This window comes from Frankia sp. QA3, assembly GCF_000262465.1.
Taxonomy (GTDB): Bacteria; Actinomycetota; Actinomycetes; order Frankiales; family Frankiaceae; genus Frankia.
Genome location: NZ_CM001489.1, coordinates 1848766 through 1866679 on the forward strand (window position 1 = coordinate 1848766; position 17914 = coordinate 1866679).

20 protein-coding genes and 1 pseudogene are annotated in these 17914 nt (G+C 73.3%); 13 read left to right on the plus strand and 8 right to left on the minus strand.

Features of this window, described 5'->3' with window-relative positions; genetic code table 11:
- Window positions 1-78: 78 nt before the first annotated feature.
- Window positions 79-936, minus strand: a complete 858-nt coding sequence (locus FRAQA3DRAFT_RS07315) for a class II glutamine amidotransferase (protein ID WP_009738433.1) — start codon at window positions 934-936, stop codon at window positions 79-81.
- Window positions 937-987: 51 nt separating this feature from the next.
- A complete protein-coding gene (locus FRAQA3DRAFT_RS07320; RefSeq protein WP_232291952.1) occupies window positions 988-2829 on the minus strand; it encodes a bifunctional diguanylate cyclase/phosphodiesterase in 1842 nt (613 codons plus the stop codon).
- Window positions 2830-3300: 471 nt separating this feature from the next.
- Here FRAQA3DRAFT_RS07320 and FRAQA3DRAFT_RS07330 point away from each other — a divergent pair, with 471 nt between their 5' ends.
- The 3 genes from FRAQA3DRAFT_RS07330 (at window position 3301) to FRAQA3DRAFT_RS07340 (ending at window position 6030) form a co-directional block, all read left to right on the plus strand.
- The gene (locus FRAQA3DRAFT_RS07330) at window positions 3301-3966 is read left to right on the plus strand and encodes a hypothetical protein (RefSeq protein ID WP_009738435.1); all 666 of its coding nucleotides are present in this window, start codon (window positions 3301-3303) and stop codon (window positions 3964-3966) included.
- Window positions 3967-4269: 303 nt separating this feature from the next.
- Window positions 4270-4503, plus strand: coding sequence for a hypothetical protein (locus FRAQA3DRAFT_RS07335; protein WP_009738436.1), 234 nt, complete (start codon window positions 4270-4272; stop codon window positions 4501-4503).
- A 321-nt stretch (window positions 4504-4824) separates the two neighbouring features.
- Window positions 4825-6030: a CaiB/BaiF CoA-transferase family protein gene (locus tag FRAQA3DRAFT_RS07340; RefSeq protein WP_009738437.1), complete on the plus strand. Its 1206-nt coding sequence runs from the start codon at window positions 4825-4827 to the stop codon at window positions 6028-6030.
- A 42-nt stretch (window positions 6031-6072) separates the two neighbouring features.
- On the opposite strand, the gene FRAQA3DRAFT_RS36840 is transcribed toward FRAQA3DRAFT_RS07340, so the two are convergent.
- Window positions 6073-6531 carry a transposase gene (locus tag FRAQA3DRAFT_RS36840; RefSeq protein ID WP_369809399.1) on the minus strand — a complete coding sequence of 153 codons (459 nt, stop codon included), beginning with the start codon at window positions 6529-6531 and terminating at the stop codon, window positions 6073-6075.
- A pseudogene (locus tag FRAQA3DRAFT_RS07345) lies at window positions 6525-6842 on the minus strand (IS607 family transposase); the annotation flags it as partial. The pseudogene FRAQA3DRAFT_RS07345 and the gene FRAQA3DRAFT_RS36840, both read right to left, overlap by 7 nt.
- Here FRAQA3DRAFT_RS07345 and FRAQA3DRAFT_RS35810 point away from each other — a divergent pair.
- Window positions 6736-6987: a hypothetical protein gene (locus tag FRAQA3DRAFT_RS35810; protein WP_083873516.1), complete on the plus strand. Its 252-nt coding sequence runs from the start codon at window positions 6736-6738 to the stop codon at window positions 6985-6987. The pseudogene FRAQA3DRAFT_RS07345 and the gene FRAQA3DRAFT_RS35810 sit on opposite strands and share 107 nt — an antisense overlap.
- Here the strand turns inward: FRAQA3DRAFT_RS35810 and FRAQA3DRAFT_RS07350 are convergent.
- Entirely contained in the window at window positions 6964-7281 is a 318-nt protein-coding gene (locus FRAQA3DRAFT_RS07350; RefSeq protein WP_009738439.1) for a hypothetical protein, read from the minus strand. The genes FRAQA3DRAFT_RS35810 and FRAQA3DRAFT_RS07350 overlap by 24 nt on opposite strands.
- A 395-nt stretch (window positions 7282-7676) precedes the next feature.
- On the opposite strand from FRAQA3DRAFT_RS07350, the gene FRAQA3DRAFT_RS07355 reads away from it, so the two are divergent.
- From FRAQA3DRAFT_RS07355 to FRAQA3DRAFT_RS07370, 5 genes are all read left to right on the plus strand, one after another.
- Complete coding sequence (locus tag FRAQA3DRAFT_RS07355) at window positions 7677-8144, plus strand: RNA polymerase sigma factor (protein ID WP_009738440.1); 468 nt, start codon at window positions 7677-7679, stop codon at window positions 8142-8144.
- Window positions 8145-8196: 52 nt separating this feature from the next.
- Complete coding sequence (locus tag FRAQA3DRAFT_RS07360; RefSeq protein WP_009738441.1) at window positions 8197-9693, plus strand: hypothetical protein; 1497 nt, start codon at window positions 8197-8199, stop codon at window positions 9691-9693.
- Window positions 9693-10241: a shikimate kinase gene (locus tag FRAQA3DRAFT_RS07365; protein WP_009738442.1), complete on the plus strand. Its 549-nt coding sequence runs from the start codon at window positions 9693-9695 to the stop codon at window positions 10239-10241. Before FRAQA3DRAFT_RS07360 ends, FRAQA3DRAFT_RS07365 begins: the two co-directional genes overlap by 1 nt.
- 164 nt (window positions 10242-10405) lie before the next feature.
- Window positions 10406-10564, plus strand: coding sequence for a hypothetical protein (locus FRAQA3DRAFT_RS34700; RefSeq protein WP_009738443.1), 159 nt, complete (start codon window positions 10406-10408; stop codon window positions 10562-10564).
- A gap of 482 nt (window positions 10565-11046) precedes the next feature.
- On the plus strand, window positions 11047-11469 hold the full coding sequence (locus tag FRAQA3DRAFT_RS07370; RefSeq protein WP_009738444.1) for a hypothetical protein: 423 nt from the start codon (window positions 11047-11049) through the stop codon (window positions 11467-11469).
- Window positions 11470-11736: 267 nt separating this feature from the next.
- Here the strand turns inward: FRAQA3DRAFT_RS07370 and FRAQA3DRAFT_RS07375 are convergent, their stop codons facing one another.
- Complete coding sequence (locus tag FRAQA3DRAFT_RS07375) at window positions 11737-12621, minus strand: NAD(P)-dependent oxidoreductase (RefSeq protein ID WP_232291953.1); 885 nt, start codon at window positions 12619-12621, stop codon at window positions 11737-11739.
- A 408-nt stretch (window positions 12622-13029) separates the two neighbouring features.
- Between FRAQA3DRAFT_RS07375 and FRAQA3DRAFT_RS31315 the strand changes: the two genes are divergently transcribed.
- Complete coding sequence (locus tag FRAQA3DRAFT_RS31315) at window positions 13030-13827, plus strand: Zn-ribbon domain-containing OB-fold protein (protein ID WP_009738446.1); 798 nt, start codon at window positions 13030-13032, stop codon at window positions 13825-13827.
- Here FRAQA3DRAFT_RS31315 and FRAQA3DRAFT_RS07385 read toward each other — a convergent pair.
- Window positions 13784-15268: an MFS transporter gene (locus FRAQA3DRAFT_RS07385; protein WP_009738447.1), complete on the minus strand. Its 1485-nt coding sequence runs from the start codon at window positions 15266-15268 to the stop codon at window positions 13784-13786. The genes FRAQA3DRAFT_RS31315 and FRAQA3DRAFT_RS07385 overlap by 44 nt on opposite strands.
- A 64-nt stretch (window positions 15269-15332) precedes the next feature.
- Here FRAQA3DRAFT_RS07385 and FRAQA3DRAFT_RS07390 point away from each other — a divergent pair, with 64 nt between their 5' ends.
- The 3 genes from FRAQA3DRAFT_RS07390 (at window position 15333) to FRAQA3DRAFT_RS34705 (ending at window position 16439) form a co-directional block, all read left to right on the plus strand.
- The gene (locus FRAQA3DRAFT_RS07390; protein WP_063820783.1) at window positions 15333-15836 is read left to right on the plus strand and encodes a MarR family transcriptional regulator; all 504 of its coding nucleotides are present in this window, start codon (window positions 15333-15335) and stop codon (window positions 15834-15836) included.
- A 167-nt stretch (window positions 15837-16003) separates the two neighbouring features.
- On the plus strand, window positions 16004-16294 hold the full coding sequence (locus FRAQA3DRAFT_RS07395; RefSeq protein ID WP_051054192.1) for a zinc-binding dehydrogenase: 291 nt from the start codon (window positions 16004-16006) through the stop codon (window positions 16292-16294).
- A complete protein-coding gene (locus FRAQA3DRAFT_RS34705) occupies window positions 16281-16439 on the plus strand; it encodes a hypothetical protein (RefSeq protein ID WP_009738449.1) in 159 nt (52 codons plus the stop codon). Before FRAQA3DRAFT_RS07395 ends, FRAQA3DRAFT_RS34705 begins: the two co-directional genes overlap by 14 nt.
- Here the strand turns inward: FRAQA3DRAFT_RS34705 and lpdA are convergent.
- Entirely contained in the window at window positions 16429-17832 is a 1404-nt protein-coding gene (gene lpdA / locus FRAQA3DRAFT_RS07400; RefSeq protein ID WP_009738450.1) for a dihydrolipoyl dehydrogenase, read from the minus strand. The two genes, FRAQA3DRAFT_RS34705 and lpdA, sit on opposite strands and share 11 nt — an antisense overlap.
- Window positions 17833-17914: the final 82 nt, after the last annotated feature.

The following is a 17914-nucleotide window of genomic DNA, read 5'->3' on the forward strand; positions in this document are numbered from 1 at the left end:
CGGTCACGACGGGGTGGCTCCGAATGCGGCGGAGATCCGTGGCTGGGCGGGCGGCTTCCGCCCCCGCCCGGCTGCGGGTCAGCGCAGTTGCTGCGAGGTCGCCGCCTCGGGGCGCAGGTCGGCGAGGGTGAGCGGGTGCGCCGGGGGATCGGGCAGGACGGTCACGCAGTGCACCTGCCCGCCGGCGCCGACGTGGACGAGTTCGCCCGAGCGCAGCGGGCGCCAGTCGGGATGATCGTCCATGGGTTCGCTGGCTAGGACGACGGCGGGCGCGCTCGCCAGCTCCGCCGCGTGGATCCGGGTCGCTCCCGTGGCGTCACTGTGGTGCAGCGGCCGTCCGTCGGCGGGTCGCCGCAGCAGGTACAGGCGGTTGGTGTCCGGATACCGCAACGCCCACAGGTTCCTGGGGGTGATCAGTACCAGGTTGATGCTGTAGACCGGCAGGGTGGCGGCCACCCAGCGAACCGCGGCGGTGATCCCGCCCCCGATGTCACCGCCGGCGACCTGGATCTCCCGGGTGATCAGCGCGAAGAGTCGTTCGGAGTCGGTGTCGCCGGCGACCCGCGCCATCGCGGCGCCGAGATGCGCCTGCAGGACGTCGAGGCCCTCGATCACCCCGTTATGCGCGAACAGCCGGCCGTCCTGGTGGAACGGGTGGGTGTTGCGCGGCGCGAGCCCGCCGGTGGAGGCATGCCGGACGTGGGCGACGAACGTCGTGGACTGTGCCTGGCGCGCCCGCGCGGCGAACTGGCGGTCCTCCCAGGCGGCGATCGGCTGGCGGAACAGCTCCGCCCGGCCGTCGGCGTCGAAGTAGCCCAGGCCCGTGCCATCCGGGTTGCGGCGGCTCTGGGCGTCGAGGCTGTCCGGGGCGTCGAGCAGCCAGAACGTGGCCCGGGTCCGTCGCGGGGCCCCGGTCAGCCCGAACAGTCGGCACATAGGCGCACGTCCTTCCTGACCCGTCCCGGCGTCGTCCGTCCTAGCGTCGTCCTACCCGGGGGGCGGCCCAGGAGGTGCGGGGGACAGGGGCGCCGGACCCGCGCTCAGGCGCATCCAGTCCTGGTGGACGACGCAGCGTCCGGCGCCGGCGCGCTTGGCGGCGTACATCGCGATGTCCGAGGCGTTGAGCAGGCGATCGGGGTCGGTGAGGCCGGGCCCGGAGACCGCCACCCCGGCGCTGGCGGTGATGGTGACGGTGATGCCGTCGATCGTCACCGGCTCGGCCAGGGAGGCCAGGACCCGCGCGGCGACCCGCTCTACGGTGTCGACCGACTCGATCCGCGTGCAGAGCACGGCGAACTCGTCGCCGGCGAGGCGGGCGACCACGTCGCACGGTCGCACCGCGGCGCGCAGCCGGCAGGCGACCGTGCGCAGCAGCGCGTCGCCGGCCAGATGCCCGTAGGTGTCGTTGACCGCCTTGAAGCTGTCCAGGTCGACGAACACGATGCCGGTGCGCCCCGCGCCCGCCAGGCCCTCGCCGTCCCCCGCCCGCTGGTCCCCCGCCCGCTGGTCCGCCGCCAGGCTGCCGCGCAGCCGCTCCAGCAGCGACGCCCGGTTGGGCAGGCCGGTGAGCATGTCGTGCTGCGAGCGGTAGCGGATCTCCCGCTCGGCGGCGAAGCGGGCCGCGGCCGCACCGAGCACGCCGGCCACCGCCGCCACGAAACTGCGTTCGGAGTCGTTGAAGGCTCCGACCCCCGCCGGCAGGACGGTCCCAGGGGAGGTGTACGGGGGCCCGGCAGCGCCCGGGGGCCGCAGGACGGCGACGACCGCCGCGGGTTCGCCGCGCAGCCCTATCGGCTCGGCGAGGGTGAACCAGCCGTCCTGGCGCGGGTCCACCTCGCCGCCGGCGGTCGCCGACCGTGACCTCGCGGGTCCGCGCAGGGCCTCCTGGGCGACCGCGGCGGCCACGGTCCGCGACACCGACGGGCCGTCGGCGGCCACCAGACCCAGCGCGCCGGTATCCCCGTCGACCTCGTGCAGGGTCGCCGTCGCCCCGAGATGCTCGGCGAGCACCGCCGTCGCCCGGCGCCACAGCACGGCCGGCTCGAGGGTGACCAGGGCCTGGCGGGCCAGGTCGGCGAGGTGGGCCTGCGCGGCGCGGGCGTTTTCCCGCTCGGTGATGTCGATCGTGATGGCCGCGACCAGGCTGACCTGGCCCCTGGGGTCGCGGATCGGCATCACGTGCAGGTCGAGGTAGCGGCCGAACGCGCCGACGATCCGCGCGCCGGGCTCACCGGCGAGACCCCGGCGCAGCATGGCCATCGGCTGCGGGTGATCGGCGAACACCTCGAACACCGACGCCGACTCGGCGGCGGCGAGGCCCGCGGCCTCCTCGGCCGTGTGCGCGCCCACCCCGAACACCGAACGGCCCGACTGGTCGATCAGCAGCATCGACACCGGGCTGTGGTCCAGCACGAGCCGCAGGTACCGGTTCGCCTGCTCCTGCTCGGTGACGTCCTGCACCCGGCTGACGACCTGCGGCCCGTCGTCCCCGGGCACCGCCGTGGCGACGATCAGCACCGGCACCAGCGAGCCGCCCGGGCGGACCAGGCGCACCGCCAGCGGCGGCTCCGGCGCCTCGCCCGCAGCCCGGCCGCGCACCGCAGCGTGGGCCGGGCCCGGTGGGAGGCGGGCGAGCTGACGGTGGTGGTAGTCCCGCAGCCGGGCGGCGTCGCCGGGCAGCAGATGGTCCGCCAGACGGGAGCCGATCAGTGCGGCCCGGTCACGGCCGAGGATCCGGCTCGCGGTGTCGTTGACGTCGCTGATCACGCCGTCGGACGCCGTGGTGGCCAACAGGCCGATGTCGAGACGTTCCAACAGACGGTCGGTCACGTCCAGGGCGGGTCCGGCGGTCCCCCCTCCGTCGAGCGACGCGGATCGCGGCACCCATTGGGCCTACCCGGTACCGGTGGCCGGAATCGTCGTGAACGGGCCGGTCACACCCCTGTCGTCACCCAGCCGGCGCTGAGGCGCGGCGCTGCCCGCCGTCGACGCGTCGACGTCCTGGTCGACCTCGCGTCGGGCGAGCGGGCCGGCCGCCAGTCCGTTCCGCCAGCCGACCCGTTGTCCTGGTGAGGCGGTTCCCGCCGGCCGACCGGCCACAGTGGGCGCGGTCGCCGTCCGTGCCTGACAATTGTCATAACCGGCCCCTTTCTGTCCGCGGGATCCGCATACTGTGACGGTGCGAGAGCGTTGTTGCGTAGCGGGTGTGCGCGGCCGGTCCCGGCAGGGGGACGCCCGCGGGAGGTGGACCGTGAACGCCGGGGCCGCCGTCGGTGCCCCGGCGGGGCGCAGGACGGCCCGGTGAGTGGACCGGCGCCCGCCGGGCGAGCGGATCAGGCTCGGTCGGTCGGACCCGAGCTGGTCTGGTATGCAAGCTACGGCTCGAACATGCGCAGGGCCCGGCTGACGTACTACCTTGCCGGCGGCTGCCCGCCGGGCAGCGACCACCGCCATCCCGGCTGCCGGGATCCCCGCCCGCCCCGGCTGGCCGCCCCGGTGATGCTGCCGGGCGCCGTGTACTTCGCGCTGGAGTCGCGGATCTGGACGGGGGGCATCGCCTTCTACGACCCGGCGGCCCCCGGGGAGGTCGCCGGCCGGGCCTACCTGCTCACCGCCGGTCAGTTCGCCGACGTCGCCGCCCAGGAGATGCACCGCGCCCCCGACGTCGACCTCGACCTGGCCACGGTGCTGCGCACCGGCCGGGCCCGAGTGGGTCCCGGCCGCTACGAGACGCTGGTGCTCGTCGGCCACCGCGCCGGCATCCCCGTCCTGACGTTCACCGCGCCGTGGTCCCTGGCCGACGTGCACCCGACCGTGCCGTCGGCCGGCTACCTGGCCATGCTCGCCGCCGGCCTGCGCGAGGCGCACGGCTGGTCGCCACGTCGGATCGCCGACTACCTCGCCACCCGGCCCGGTGCCGCCGGAGCGTGGCAGCCGGCGGACATCGAACGGCTCGTCGCCGAGTAGCGCGCCGGACGAGCAAGCCCGAGCTCCAGGCTCGCAGCAGCCCCCGGCTCCCGGCTCCCGGCTTGAAGCTCGGCGATTCGCGGGCTCGCAAATGCCGTGCGCGCCGGTGTTGATCCCTCGGCATGATCTGGCTGCTCGGTGGCCGGGAGGGCGGGTGTCGTCTGCCGCGCGTCCCGGGCGCCCCGTGGGGGTGGCCGGGCACGCCTGCCGGGGGAGCGGGGGTTTTGTCGGCACATCGGCGGGGACAGCGAACGTCATCGACGCGGATGGCCGTCATCCGCGCGGACGAGAGGAACGAGGCCGATGTCGACCGACAGCCGCCGACCGAGCGATACCGCGAGCCGGGTCTCCGCCGGCTGGCGCGACCAGGCCCGCCACGCCGGCGTCCGCGGGCCGCTGGACGACGACGTGCTCGCCGCTCGCACCGAGCGGGAACGCGAGGACGCCGGCGTCGAGGACCGGCCGGACCCCGTGGCGGTCACCGACCCCCCGCCGCGCGCCGACGTCGACCGCGACCGGGACGAACCGCGGCGGTAGCGGCACGGCCCGGCGGCTGCGATCGCTGGCCGGGCCCGTCCGTGACCGACCGTAGAAGGTGAACAAAGGTTGAGGTCAACCTCGCCGCCCACGCCACTCTCCAAGATAATCAACGCTGTTGACGTTGTGGCGTCGATCAAATTGATCTTGGATTGGTGGCCATGGTCGACCACGACCTCCGTCGATCCGCCGGCCCGCCGGCAGTCACGTCCGACCGCTTGCTGTCCGTCAGAAGAGTGATCTGGATGACATAACCAACTCTCTCTACTAGGTTCACGGACTGGGGAGTTCAGGCAGACGCGCAGCGAGGAGAAGCGGACGATGAGCAGACCGTTCGAGGGCGTGAGCGTCGTCGAGATCGCCGGTTGGACGTTCGTGCCCGCCGCGGGCGCGATCCTCGCCGACCTCGGCGCCGACGTCGTCAAGGTCGAGCCGCCCACCGGCGACCCGCAGCGCCTGCTGCGCAACCTGCTCAACCAGGACGACAGCGGTCCCAACCCGTTCCTGGAGATCCCCAACCACGGCAAGCGCAGCGTCACCCTCGACCTGACCACCTCCGCCGGCCGCGAGGTGCTGTTACGCCTCGTCGCCGACGCCGACGTGTTCCTCACCAGCTACCTGCCGGCGTTACGGGCCCGCCTCGGCATCGACGTCGACGACCTGCGGGCGGTGAACCCCCGGCTGGTCTACGTGCGCGGCAGCGGCTGGGGCAGCCGCGGCCCGATGGTCAACACGGGCGGTTACGACTCGGCGGCGGCCTGGTCCAGTTCGGGCACCCTGCACAAGCTCACCGGCGCCGCCGACGACGAGCCGATCGCTCAGCCCGCCGCCTTCTACGACCTGCAGGGCAGCAACACGATCGCCGGCGCCGTCGCGATGGCCCTCTACCGCCGCGAACGGACGGGGGAACCTGCCGTCGTCGACGTCTCGCTGCTCAACACCGGCATGTGGGCGCTGGGCGCGGACATCGCCGCCGCGCCGTTCACCGGGGAGGTGCCGCGTGCCGACCGCCGCGCCCCGGCCAACCCGATCGCCAACTACTACCGGACCAAGGACGGCCGCTGGATCAACCTGGTCTGCCTACAGGCCGACCGGTTCTGGGACGAGCTGTGCCTGGTCCTCGACCGCCCCGAGCTCGTCGCCGACCCGCGCTTCGCCGACGCCGCCACCCGCTACACCCACAACCGTGCGTGCGTGGAGGAGCTCGACGCCATCTTCGCCGAGCGCACCCTCGACGAGTGGCGCGAAACCCTGGCCGGGTTCTCCGGGGTGTGGGCGCCCGCGCTGACCCCCGCCGAGGTCCACGACCATGTGCAGGTCCGGGAGAACGGATACCTGTCGGAACTGACCGCCGCGGACGGCACGCCGTTCCGGGTGGTCGCCCCGCCCTACCAGTTCGATGGCGAACCCGCCCGCGCCCGCACCCGCGCCCCCGAACTCGGCGCCGACACCGGCGAGGTGCTGCGCGGCCTCGGCCTCGACGCCGCCACCATCGACGACTACCGCGCCCAGGGCGCCTTCGGCTGAGCCGTTGCACGAGAGCGCCGGATAGCGCGTCTTCATGCCGCCTCACCTTGCGGTGGGGCACTCCTGGTCTGACCCGCTGTCGCGGTGCCGGGTTCCCGTTTCACAGCCACCTGCCGCACGAGTGCGGTCTTCTGGTCGGCTCCGCGGGCGTTTTGCGTCTCCGATGTACTGGCGGCGACGAGGTTGTGCAGGCCATCGCGGCGCTGGTCGGCGATCCGGTTCTGGACCTGGGCGAGCGCGGCGGCCCGCTGCCGGCGGCCGGCGGAGCCGGGCTTCGGCCGGGCGTAGGCCCGGCGACGCCCGGCGTAGTTTCCGCTCGGCCCGCTGGTAGTGCTTCGGGTTGGCCACGCTCTGTCCGGTCGACAGGACAGCGAGATGGGTCACCCCAAGGTCGACGCCGACCGCGCCACCCGTGCGCTGGCGCCACGACGGCCGGGCGGGAACGTCGCGCTCGACCTCGACGGTGAACGAGACGAACCAGCGATCGGCGGTCCGGCGCACATCGACGTCAGGATCTCGGTGATGTCACCGACCAGATCATCATCGACCTCGGCCGGGTCGACCACCAGCAGACGCCGCCCCTGCGCGGACAGCGCCGCCTCGACGTACTCGGCACCGAACCGGGCGAACCCGTCCCGATGCTCGACGACGATCGTCGTCACGGCCGGGTCACGCAGCAGGCCGAGGAACTTCCGCCGATGCCCGTTGAGCGCCGACCCGACCTCGGTCACGACCCTGCCGACAGCCAGGTTCCGGCGGGCCGCCCAGGTAACAATCCTGGCGACCCGCCGGTCAAGGTCCGGCTTCTGGCCGGGCGAGCCCTGCGCCGCGGGCCGGGACCTGCTGCGCGCGTTCGCCGAGACCGCCGCCCGCCGCCGCTGGCTGGAGTACACCCCCGGCCGCGATCGGCTCCCCGACGCCGACCACGCCCGACTATCTCGTTCCAGCGCGGCCTGAGCTGCCGGTCGCCCCGCCTGACCGGCGGGCAGCGCGGACCGCGGCCGAAGCGGCGCCGGCAACCAGGTTGGCGAGCAGCTGGGCGACGACGTCGGCCGGACTCAGCCAGCCGAGGACGACCAGCCACCCGAGGACGACCAGCCAGCCGAGGACGACCAGCCACCCGAGGACGACCAGCCACCCGAGGACGACCAGCATGGCGGCGGCCAGCGCGAGCGCGGCCGGTGCCGTCCTCGGGCGGCCGGCGTGGTCGTGGTGCGGTGCGCGCGGTGTGTCGGCGGGTGCGCAGATCATTCGTCGTCACCATCCCGGTTCGGTCTGTCTCGGCTGTCGTTGCGGAGAGCCGCGCCGGGCCCGGATCGTGCAGTCGAGCCGCTGGCCGGCGTGGGACCGGCAAGCCGGCGTGGGACCGGCAAGCCGAAAAAGGTCCGCGGGTGCTTGCACGATCCGGTGCCGGTTCGGCCACTGAAGGGATGACAACGGAGAACACGACTGGACCGCGGGGGGAAAGAGGCCGCTGCTGCGCTCGATCTTCGGGGGGTCGTGCGCCATCGGAGGGGATGTCCCGCGCCCGCGCCGCACCAGCCCGTTCGGCTCGGCGGCGCGCGGCGGAGACAACCCGCACCGGGGTGGCGTAACCCAGTCCTGTCCGGTCCTCGGTGAGAGGAATGAGCAAAGATGATCTTTAGGTGACGGGTCGCGAGGACTTCGAGACGTTCTTCCGCCGCGACTTCCCCCGCCTGGTCCTGTTCCTGGTCAAGAAGGGCGCGACGCAGTCCGACGCGGAGGACGCCGCGCAGGACGCGATGCTGCGGGCCGCGCTGGCCTGGGCGGATATCGCCAGCCCCGCGGCCTGGGTGCGTATCACGGCGCAGCGGTCGTGGTGGAAACGGCTGCGGCCGGAGGTCCCGATGCACGACACGGACATCCCGCTGCCCGCCGGCGAGGACCCGACGGCGATCGAGGAGGAGAAGTGGCGGACCGTGCAGCTGCTGCGCAGCCTGCCGCCGGCACAGCGGGCCGTGGTCGCGCTGTACTACGACGGGTTCAGCACCAGGGAGATCAGCGCCGTCGTCGGTACCTCCGAGGCCACCGTCCGTTCCTCGCTGCGGCACGGAAGAGCCCGGCTCCGGGAGATGCTTGGCTCCGGTCCGTGAGCACGCGTCGACCCGGTACGACGTTCCCGTCCGCGATGACAGAGAGGATTTGATGAGACACACCGGCCCCGAGGACGAGCGGGACGAGTTCGCGGACGTCGACGCCACCATGCACGCCCTGGATGCGCAGGCCCTGTCCGAGCTCACCGCCCGCCTGGACGTCTCCGCTCGCCTGGAACGGATCCTCGCGGCGGTCGCGGCGTCCGCCGCCGGCGGCGTGGCGGGTGGTGGCGTGGCGGGTGGTGGCGTGGCGGGTGGTGGCGTGGCGGGTGGTGGAGCGGGCGGCGACGGGGCTGACGGGGGACACGCCGCAGCGGACGCCGGCTTCTTCACCAGCCTGCGTGCGGCCCTGCTGGCCGTCGACGGCGCACCCGTCGTCGACGCGGCGCTTCGCGGGACGCTGCTGTCGCTGCGCCCCCTGCTCGCCGTCACCGGTCCCGGCGACGGCGAGCCTGCACCCGCGAGCGGTCGGCGGACGGCGCAGGAGCAGCCGCCCGCCGCGGGCTCGGCGCCGGGTCATGTCCCGGCGCCGAGCCCGCCTGCACCGCCGGCCCCGACCGCTGTGCCCGGCTGGCATCCGCGGAGCGCCGTCGCCGGGACGGCCGACCCGGTCCGCGCGGTCGACGAGCTCGCGAGCCGGAGCGACGTCGCCGACCTTCGCCTGCGCGTGGCGGCGGGCGACCGGTACGCCGCCCTGTGCCTGGCGGAGCTGCTGGTCGGGTCGGGGCAGCGGGCCTCGGCGGTCGTCCTGCTGCGGGGACAGGCCGAGGCCGGTAACTGGGACGCCGCCATCCACCTTGCCGACCTGCTGGTCGGATGGGGCGAGCGGGACGCGGCGCTCACCCTGCTGGGCAGGCAGGCACGAGCCGGCGACGCGACGGCCGCCGTCCGGCTGGCGGATCTGCTCGTCGAACAGGGCGATCTCGCCGGGGCGGTGCGGGCCCTGCGGGCACCGGCCGACGCCGGGGACCGGGAGGCCGCCGTCCGGCTGGCGGAGATGCTCGCCGCCCGGGGGGAGCTGGCCGAGCTGCGGGTCCGCGGTGACGCCGGTGACCGTTACTGCGCGCGGCGGCTCGCGCAGCTGCTTGCCGACCGGGGGGACCTGCGCGCCCTGCGGCACCGGGCCGACGCCGGTGACCGGTACGCCGCCGTGCACCTGGCGGACGCACTCGCCGCCCGCGACGAGCTCGCCGAGCTGCGGGTCCGCGCCCGGCGCGGCGACTGGTACGCCGCGGTCTGCCTGGCCCACCGGCTCGCCCTGCGCGGCGAGCGCCCGGCGGCCACCCAGGTGCTGGCGGGCCTCGCCGACGCCGGTGACTGGATCGCCGCGATGTGGCTGGCCTGCCTATTCCCCACCCCCGGCAGCCGCGACCTGGCCGCGCGTGTCCTGCGTCCCCAGGCCCACGCCCGGGGCTGGACGGCCGCTCTGGACCGGGCCGACCAGCTCGGCCGGGCCGGTCGGCGCGACGAGGCCCGGCGGCTGCGCGCGCGCTGCCTGGACGATCTGCTCGCTGTCAGCATGGAACCGTACGCCCGGAAGGCGGCCTGATGACCAATGTCGGCGACCAGCACTCCACCCCCCGTCCGGACCTGGCGAGAAGGATCTTCCTCGTCGGGTTGATGGGCTCGGGCAAGTCGACGGTGGGCAGGTCGCTGGCCGACCGGCTCGGCTGGCCGTATCTCGACAACGACACGCTGCTCCAGCAGCGGACCGGCCTGGACGCGCCCACCCTTGCCGAACTCGGCCGCCAGGCGCTGCACGCCCAGGAGTCCCGCCAGCTGCGCGCCCTGCTCGACACGCCGGCACCGTTCGTCGCCGGGATCGCGGCCAGCGTCGCCGACAACTCCGACGACCTGGCCCTCATGGCCGACGCGGGCCATGTCGTCTACCTGCGCACCACCCCGTCGACGCTGGCCCGCCGGGTCGGCCACGGCCGGGGCCGACCCTGGCTGGGCGGCGACCCGCTGACCACGCTGACCGAGATGTTCGATGCCCGCGACGACGCCTACCGCCGCGTCGGGCACGTCGTCGACACCGACGGACGCAACCCGCACGAGATCGCCGCCGAGCTCGCCCGCCTGTTCGGCGCCGGCTGACCGGCGCGGTGGACCCCGGGTGAGGTTCGTTCGACATCCTCATGGTCCGGTAAGCGATCTGAACTCGTTGTGACCGCTCGGACGGCGATCCAGATGGGTCGCCGTCGCCGTGAGGATCTCGGCGGTGATCCTGACGGTGTCGGTGGTGAAGGCGGGAAGGTCTGATGACCGGCGGGGGCGGGCCGGCGGAGGTGCGGGCGCTGACTGTCCGGCTGGTTGCGGCGATCATGGTCGTGGTCGTCGCTTTGAGTTTCCTGTTCGCGTGCGGCAATGTGTGGCTGCTCGCGCTGCGGCTCGGCGTGCCCGTCCATGTGGCGCCATAGGTGAAGTCGTCCGGAAACTTCTGGAGGAACGGCTCTTCGGTAGACGCGGGGTTGCCGAAGACGGTGGTCATCCCCCTATCCGGGCAGCGCGTCGGGCTCACGACAACCCTTGCGGGCATCCCTGCCGGTTCGGGCGTCACTTACCTCCTGCCCGGACGGTCCGCAGGAAAACCGAACAATACCGCTTTCGTGAACAGCGGTATTAGGTTTCACTGCCCCTAGGAGGGATCAAGCTCGCCGGAAGTCGACTCGGGAGTGCGCGGCTGGAGGCTGTTCGGCGTGCCGCGCATTCATTCGCTGTTGGGTGGCGGATCTCCGCTGCACTTCGAGCCGGTTGGCGTCGACAGATGGCTGCAAATCACTGTAGGGGGGATCTAGGTTGCGATGGTCGCCGTCGTTGGGGTGGACCTGCGTCAGCCAGGAATCCGCGCTAGCGTGACTGCCATGTGATTGTGCAGGAAGACGACGGAAGGGTGAGTATTATGGCCCGTTTGTCCGAGCAGCTGGCCTATCTCGCGAAGCGTGCCAGGGCTGCCGAGGGTGCTGCGGATGCTGCCGAGGCCGAGACCCGCGAGGAGCTGGCGGCCAAGGTCGAGCAGGCTCGTGCCAACGCCGAGCAGCACGCGGGCGAGCTTCGTGAGAAGGCCACGGACGTGACCCAGGAGGCTTCCAGCCGGTGGAGCGAGATCCAGGACCGCTGGAGGGACCACGTGAGCAAGGTGCGTGCTGAGGTCGATCAGAAGCAGACCGAGCGCGACGCCCAGCGTGCCGAGCGGCGCGCGGAGTACGCGGAGGACGACGCCGTCTGCGCGATCTCTTTCGCTATCGCCGCGGTGGAAGAAGCCGAGTACGCCGTCCTGGACGCCACCTTGGCGCGCGCCGACGCTGCGGCCGTCAGCACCTGATCCTCATCTCACTGCCCCGGATTCGGTTGGTGACGCCCTGCACGGCTGTCGCGCGGGCGTGTCTCGGCCTGTAGGTGGGAGACGAGATCGGGGAGCGCCCGCTCTCCCCCCGAGCGGTTGCACGATCTTCGGCACGGCTCGGCGCCGATCATGCTCGGTGAGGGCATCGACATCACGACTGTCTCGACATCACGACTGTCTCGAAGATCCTCGGTCACCCGTCGACGTCGATGACCGGGAACAGGCGCCGGCCTGCCGGCCTCGGTCTCAGACCTCGGGCGGGTGGCCGGCGGAGGGCAGGCCGAGGGCGCGGATCACCGCGCCGGCCTCCGCCACGGCGGCGGCCCGCTCCGGGGTGAGCACGCCCAGCGGGGACCGGGCGACCCGCTCCCACACCACGGCCATCGCCTCGAACAGCTCCGGCGGCAGGCCCGCGGCGGCCTGGGTCGCTGCGATCTCGCGCATCTCGGCGACGTAGCGGTGCGCCTTGCTCGCCGACAGCGCGAGCCATGATCCCAGTTCCCCGACCTGGTCGGGGAACGTCGGCGCAAGATCGTCGAGCATCATGTCGAGCACCCCGGCCTGCTCCGCCGCCACGGCCGCATGCAGGAAAAGGGCGGCGAGCCCCTTGTAGAGGCTCGCCGTGCTCATCTTCAGCGCGCTCGCGGCGCCCACCGGACCCGCCAGCACCCGCGGATCGAGCCGGGGATGGGCCAGCGCGGCGATCTCGCCGGCCCGTGGCCCGCTCAGGTACAGCCGGGTGCGGCTACGCCCGGACGCCGGTTCCGGCGGCGGGCCGGAGATCGACCCGTCGACGAGGTCCAGTCCGCCCAGGGCCCGCCCCACCCGCTCGACCGTGGCAGGGGCGAGCGCGTTGAGGTCGGCGACCAGGGGGGTCACCCCCGCCGCGGCGGCCGACCGGCGGATGGCGCCGGCCACCGCGAGGGCCTCGCCCGGCGGCACCACCGACAGGACGACGTCCGCCGCCCCGACCGCCTCGTCGAGGGAGTCGACGAGCTCCAGGCCGTGCGCGAGCGCGCGGGTCCGCTGCGAGCGGCCCGCCACGCAGGCCAGCACCCGGGCGCCGCCCTCGACGTAGCCGCGCCCCAGCGCCGAGCCCATCGCACCGGGGCTCACGATCGCCACCGTCACCACCCGGCATCCCCCTCCCGCGGCGCAACCCGAAACAATGCTCCCGGCGCGATCTCGGTTGACCCCCGACGCCTGCTGACATCTGACGTCGTCAGTGCGCGGCAGTGCGCGTCAGTGCGCGTCAGTGCGCGTGATCCAGGATAGGAGGTGCGACCGGGTCAGCCCGCCGGCCCCAGGCGCCGGTGTTCCACGCTACGACGGCATCCTTCGACGGCGATTGCGCACGTGGAGCCACTGTCTGAGGCACAGCTCCATCGGATGAATCACCATGGTGTGGTGACGGCGTCGTGCGGCTCGCCGCCGGCAGGGTCGACGACGCCGACGTGGCGCTCGTCACCGCCGGGGCGGGACGTGTCGGCGGTGTCCCGGTGTTCGGAGGGGGTCGGTGAGAACGGCGGTGCGGAGTAGATGATCAGCGGTCAACCTCACGTGCGCGTCCTCCATCCGGTCTCCCGCCAGGCGGACCCGCCGGCGGCCGGCGCCCCGCCCGCCACCCACCCGTCCACCAGGATCCCGTCGGTCAGGGTGATTCCCCCGGCCGTGCCCGCCACCGAGCCGTCCCCCGCGGCCCCCGGCACACGGGAGGACCCGGCAGGGGATGCGTCGGTCGCCGATTCGCCGAGCGCAGCGGATCTGGCGCAACGGGCGGCGGCCGCCGACGTTCCGGACGCGCCGGCTTCCGCCGCGAATATGGGGACCGTCGATCCCGCGACCGAGGCGGACCTCGCCGAGGACGCGCAGACCGTGGTTCTTCCGGGCGTGGCAGAGCGCGGCGCAGACGCTCGGACCGAGCTCCCGCCGCCCGACGACGACGGCACCGGGCCGTTGTGGGCCGCGTTGCGCGAGGACCGGTTCGTGCTGTCCCGGTGCCGGGACTGCCGGAGCTGGCTGCCACCGCGCCTGGAGCGCTGCGGGCACTGCGCGGGGCCGACCGCCTTCGAACCGGCGGCCGGCACCGGCGTCGTCGACAGCTACCTCGTCATCCGCCATCCCAGCGTGCCCGCCTTCGCCGGCCGCTCGCCGTACGTCCTCGCGCTGGTCACCCTGGACGAGGGGGTCCGGCTGCCCGGCCGGCTCGACGGGGTCGCACCGGCGGAGGCGAGGATCGGCCAGCCCGTCCGCGCGGCCTTCCACGTCCGGCCCGGCGCGGACACCCCCGGCGTCATCTTCCGCCCGCGCCAGCCGGCCGGCGTCGGGGCACGCTAGCCGTCGCCGGTGGCCGGCCGCGGCGCCGGGTGGGATCGAGCCAGACGAGGCGGGCCACCAGGGCGGTCATCACGACGACCAGGGCGAGGCCGAGCCAGAAGGCGGACTCGGCGGCGCGGATGTGCGCGCCGCGATCGGGATGGGTGCCCAGCCGGGCGAAGAACACCGCGCCGAGGACGGCGACGCCGCTGACGCCGGCGAACTGCTGGGTGGTGGTCAGGACCCCGGCGGCGACACCGGACCGCTCGCGGGGGACGCCGGCCAGCGGCGCTGCGACGAGCGAGGGCAGGATCAGCCCGTTGCCGGCCCCGATTCCGGCGATCCCGGCGACGAGCCAGGCGGGGGACAGGCCGCCGGGATGGGTGTGCAGGGTCACCGCCAGGGTCAGAAAGCTCAGCGCGGTCACGGCGCAGCCCGCCAGCAGCACCGCCGGGCCGAGGCGGGCGACCAGGCGTCGTCCCAGCAGTGAGCTGCCGATCGCCAGCAGGCCCATCGGCGCGAACGCCAGACCGGCCCACAGCGGACTGAGTCCGAGTCCGGCCTGCAGCAGCAGGCTCAGCACGAACAGGCAGCTGCTGAACGACGCCATGAACGCGGCGTTCACCGCGAGACCGGTGGCGAACGTCGCGGTGCGGAACAGGGCGGGATCGACCAGGGGCTGCCCGCCGCCGCGCGCCACCGACCGCTCCCAGCGCACCGCGACCGTCAGCGCGGGGACGGAAGCGGCCAGCAGCAGCCAGCTCCACAGCGGCCAGCCGGTCTCGTGCCCGACCACCAGCGGCAGCAGCGCGAGCCCGAGCGCGCCGGAGATTCCGACCGCGCCGGGAACATCCAGCTCCAGCCCGGTGGCCGTCCGCCGCCCGGCGCGGGGCAGCACTCGCGCCGCCACCGCGGCGACGGCCACGCCGACCGCCGCGGTGGCGAGGAAGACGGCCCGCCAGCCCAGGCCGAACACGTCGGCGTCGAGCAGCAGCCCGCCGAGGACCTGCCCGCCGACCCCGCTGACCGCGCCGGCCACCCCGTACCAGGCCAGCGCGCGGGAGCGCTCGGCGTCGGTGAACGATGCGGTCACCAGGGCCAGGATCTGGGGGACCATCGCCGCCGCGGCCAGGCCCTGCGCCATCCGGGCCGCCACCAGCTCGACGGGGCCCTGCGCGAGCCCGCACAGCAGCGAGGCCGCGGCGAAACCGGTCACCCCGGCCAGGAACAGGCGGCGGTGGCCGAACAGGTCACCGAGCCGCCCGCCGGTGACGACCCCCGCCGCGTAGGTGAACACGTAGCCGCCGACGACGAGTTCGAGCGCCGCGGGCCCGGCGCCGAGCTGGCGTTGCAGGTCGGGAATGGCCACGTTCACCACGTTGGCGTCGAAGCCGTACAGGACGTAGGCGGCGAGCACGACTGGTAGCAGCAGCCGGCCGCCGGGATCTCCCTCGAAGCTCATGCGGCTGGTTATACCAATCACTGGAGTTGCCAGCTAATAGAGGTGCCAGCGAGTGGTCGCTAGGATGGGCATCGTGACGGTGTCCGACGCCCAGCTGCCCGCCGCCCAGCTACCCGCCGCGCTGCGTCACCGCACGAGCTTCGTGCTCGCCCGGCTGGCCGCACTGACCCGGATGCACTGCGCCGAGCGGCTGGCCACCCTCGGTCTCAACCAGCACCAGCACGCGATCCTGTGCTGCCTGGACGAGTTCGGCCCGGCCATCCAGCGCGACGTCGCCGCCCGTCTCGACCTGGACAGCGGCGACCTGGTGTCCTTCCTCGACCGGCTGCAGGACGCCGAGCTCCTGCGCCGCGAGCGCGACCCGCGCGACCGGCGTCGCCAGATCCTCACCATCACCCCGGCCGGGCAGCGCCTGCTGCGCCGCGCCGAGGCGCTGCTCGACGAGGCGGAGCCGGACCTGTTCGCCGGGTTGCCCGGCGCCCGGGTGGACGAACTTCGCGCCCTCGCGACAGACGTACTGGCGCGCCACGCCGCGCAGGCGTGGCGGGACCAGGACGCCCTCGCCTGACGGCGGCGCACCGTCCCATCGGCCTGGGGGTCCGTCCAGGCATTTCTCGGTTGGATTTTTGGTGTTGTCTGCTGACGCAGATGGGCGGCCTCGGCGGGCAATGGTCGAGATCCGTGGCCGAAGATCTTCTAGTTCCGTGGGTCTGCGGCGAGTACGGATCCCGGTCGTTGGACACCCTGAAACCCGGAGGGCTGCTGATCGACGTGACGGGCACGACCGGTGCCGGCATCGAGCGCGACCTCGCCCGCGGCCAGGCCGCAGCGCGTGGCATCCGGTTCGCCGAGTTCTATGTGAACCCTTCCAGAACCGACCTGGAGGACGTCAACGCATTGATCGAAAGCGGCAGGCTCCAGGTCGACATTCAAGAAGTGCTGCCTCTCGAAGAGGCGGCCAAGGCCCACGCGATCAGCGGGACAGGACGCACCCAAGGCAAGATCGTGCTCGGTGTCTCCTCCTGACGCCGCCGGCGGCCTGTTCCGCTTCGCCTGCGCCGACGGGGTGCTGTCGCTGTCCCCGCAGGACGGCGACAGCCGCCGCCTGCGCCCCCCGTGCCGTTACGGCAGCGACGGCACCTACTCCGGCCGGCCGGGCATCACATGTTGATCATGTGGCCGGCGAGGCCGTGGATCGCCTCCTTGACCGACTCGCCCAGCGTCGGGTGGGCGTGCACGTTGCGGGCGAGCTCGGCGACGGTGAGGTCCCAGCGCTGCGCCAGGGTCAGCTGCGGCAGCAGCTCGGTGACGTCCGGGCCGATCAGGTGCGCGCCGAGCAGCTCGCCGTGCTTGGCGTCGCTGAGGATCTTCACGAAGCCGGCGGTCTCGCCGAGGCCGTGCGCCTTGCCGTTCGCCGAGAACGGGAACTTCGCGACCTGCACGTCGTAGCCGGCGTCGCGGGCCTGCGCCTCGGTGTAGCCGAAGCTGGCGACCTGGGGCTGGCAGTACGTCGCCCGCGGGATCATCACGTAGTCCAGCGGGTAGGTCTCGGCGTCGCCGATCGTCTCCGCGGCGATGATGCCCATGGCCTCGGCGGCGTGGGCGAGCATGAGCTTGGCCGTCACGTCGCCGATGGCGAAGATGTGCGCGACGCTGGTGCGGCAGAAGCCGTCGACGTCGATGGCGCCGCGCTCGGTCAGCGCCACGCCGGTGTTCTCCAGGCCGTAGCCGGTGACGTTCGGCCCGAAGCCGATCGCCTGGAGCACCTTCTCCGTCTCCAGCACCTGCGACACGCCGTCGGAGCCGGTCACGGTGACCTTCACCGTGTCGCCGGAGTCGTCGATGGAGTCGACGCGGGTCGAGGTCAGCACCTTGATGCCGGCCTTCTTGTAATGGCGGGCGAGCTCGGCGGAGACCTCGGCGTCCTCCAGCGGCACCACCCGGTCGAGGAACTCCACGATCGTGACGTCGACGCCGTAGTTGCGCAGCACGTAGCCGAACTCGACGCCGATCGCCCCGGCGCCCGCGATGACGATGCTGCCAGGCAGCTCGGGGCTGAGGATCTGCTGCTCGTAGGTGACCACCCGCTCGGACAGCGACGTGCCCGGCAGCAGCCGCGGCGTGGCGCCCGCGGCGATGATGGCGTGGTCGAACGTCACCGTGCTGGTCGCGCCGTCCTCGCCGGCGACCGACAGGGTGTGGTCGTCGACGAACGTGCCGCGCCCGGAGAACTCGGTGATGTTGTTCTTCTTCATCAGGTAGTGGACGCCCTTGACCCGGCCGTCCGCGACCTTCCGGCTGCGTTGGAACGCCGCCCCGTAGTCGAACGTGAGCTCCCCGTCGACGGAGATCCCGAACGTCCTGGCCTCATGGGTGAGGGTGTGGACGAGCTCCGCGTTGCGCAGCAGCGCCTTCGACGGGATGCAGCCCACGTTGAGGCACACCCCGCCCCAGTACCGCTCCTCCACGACGGCCGTGGTCAGACCGAGCTGGGCGGCCCGGATCGCGGCCACATACCCGCCGGGCCCGGCGCCGAGCACCACTACGTCGAAATGTTCGCTCACATCGGCAGCCTAACGACCCCGCCCGGCCACCCCGTTCCCGCACCACCCGGCGTTCGGTCACACTCACCCGACCGGCGGCACG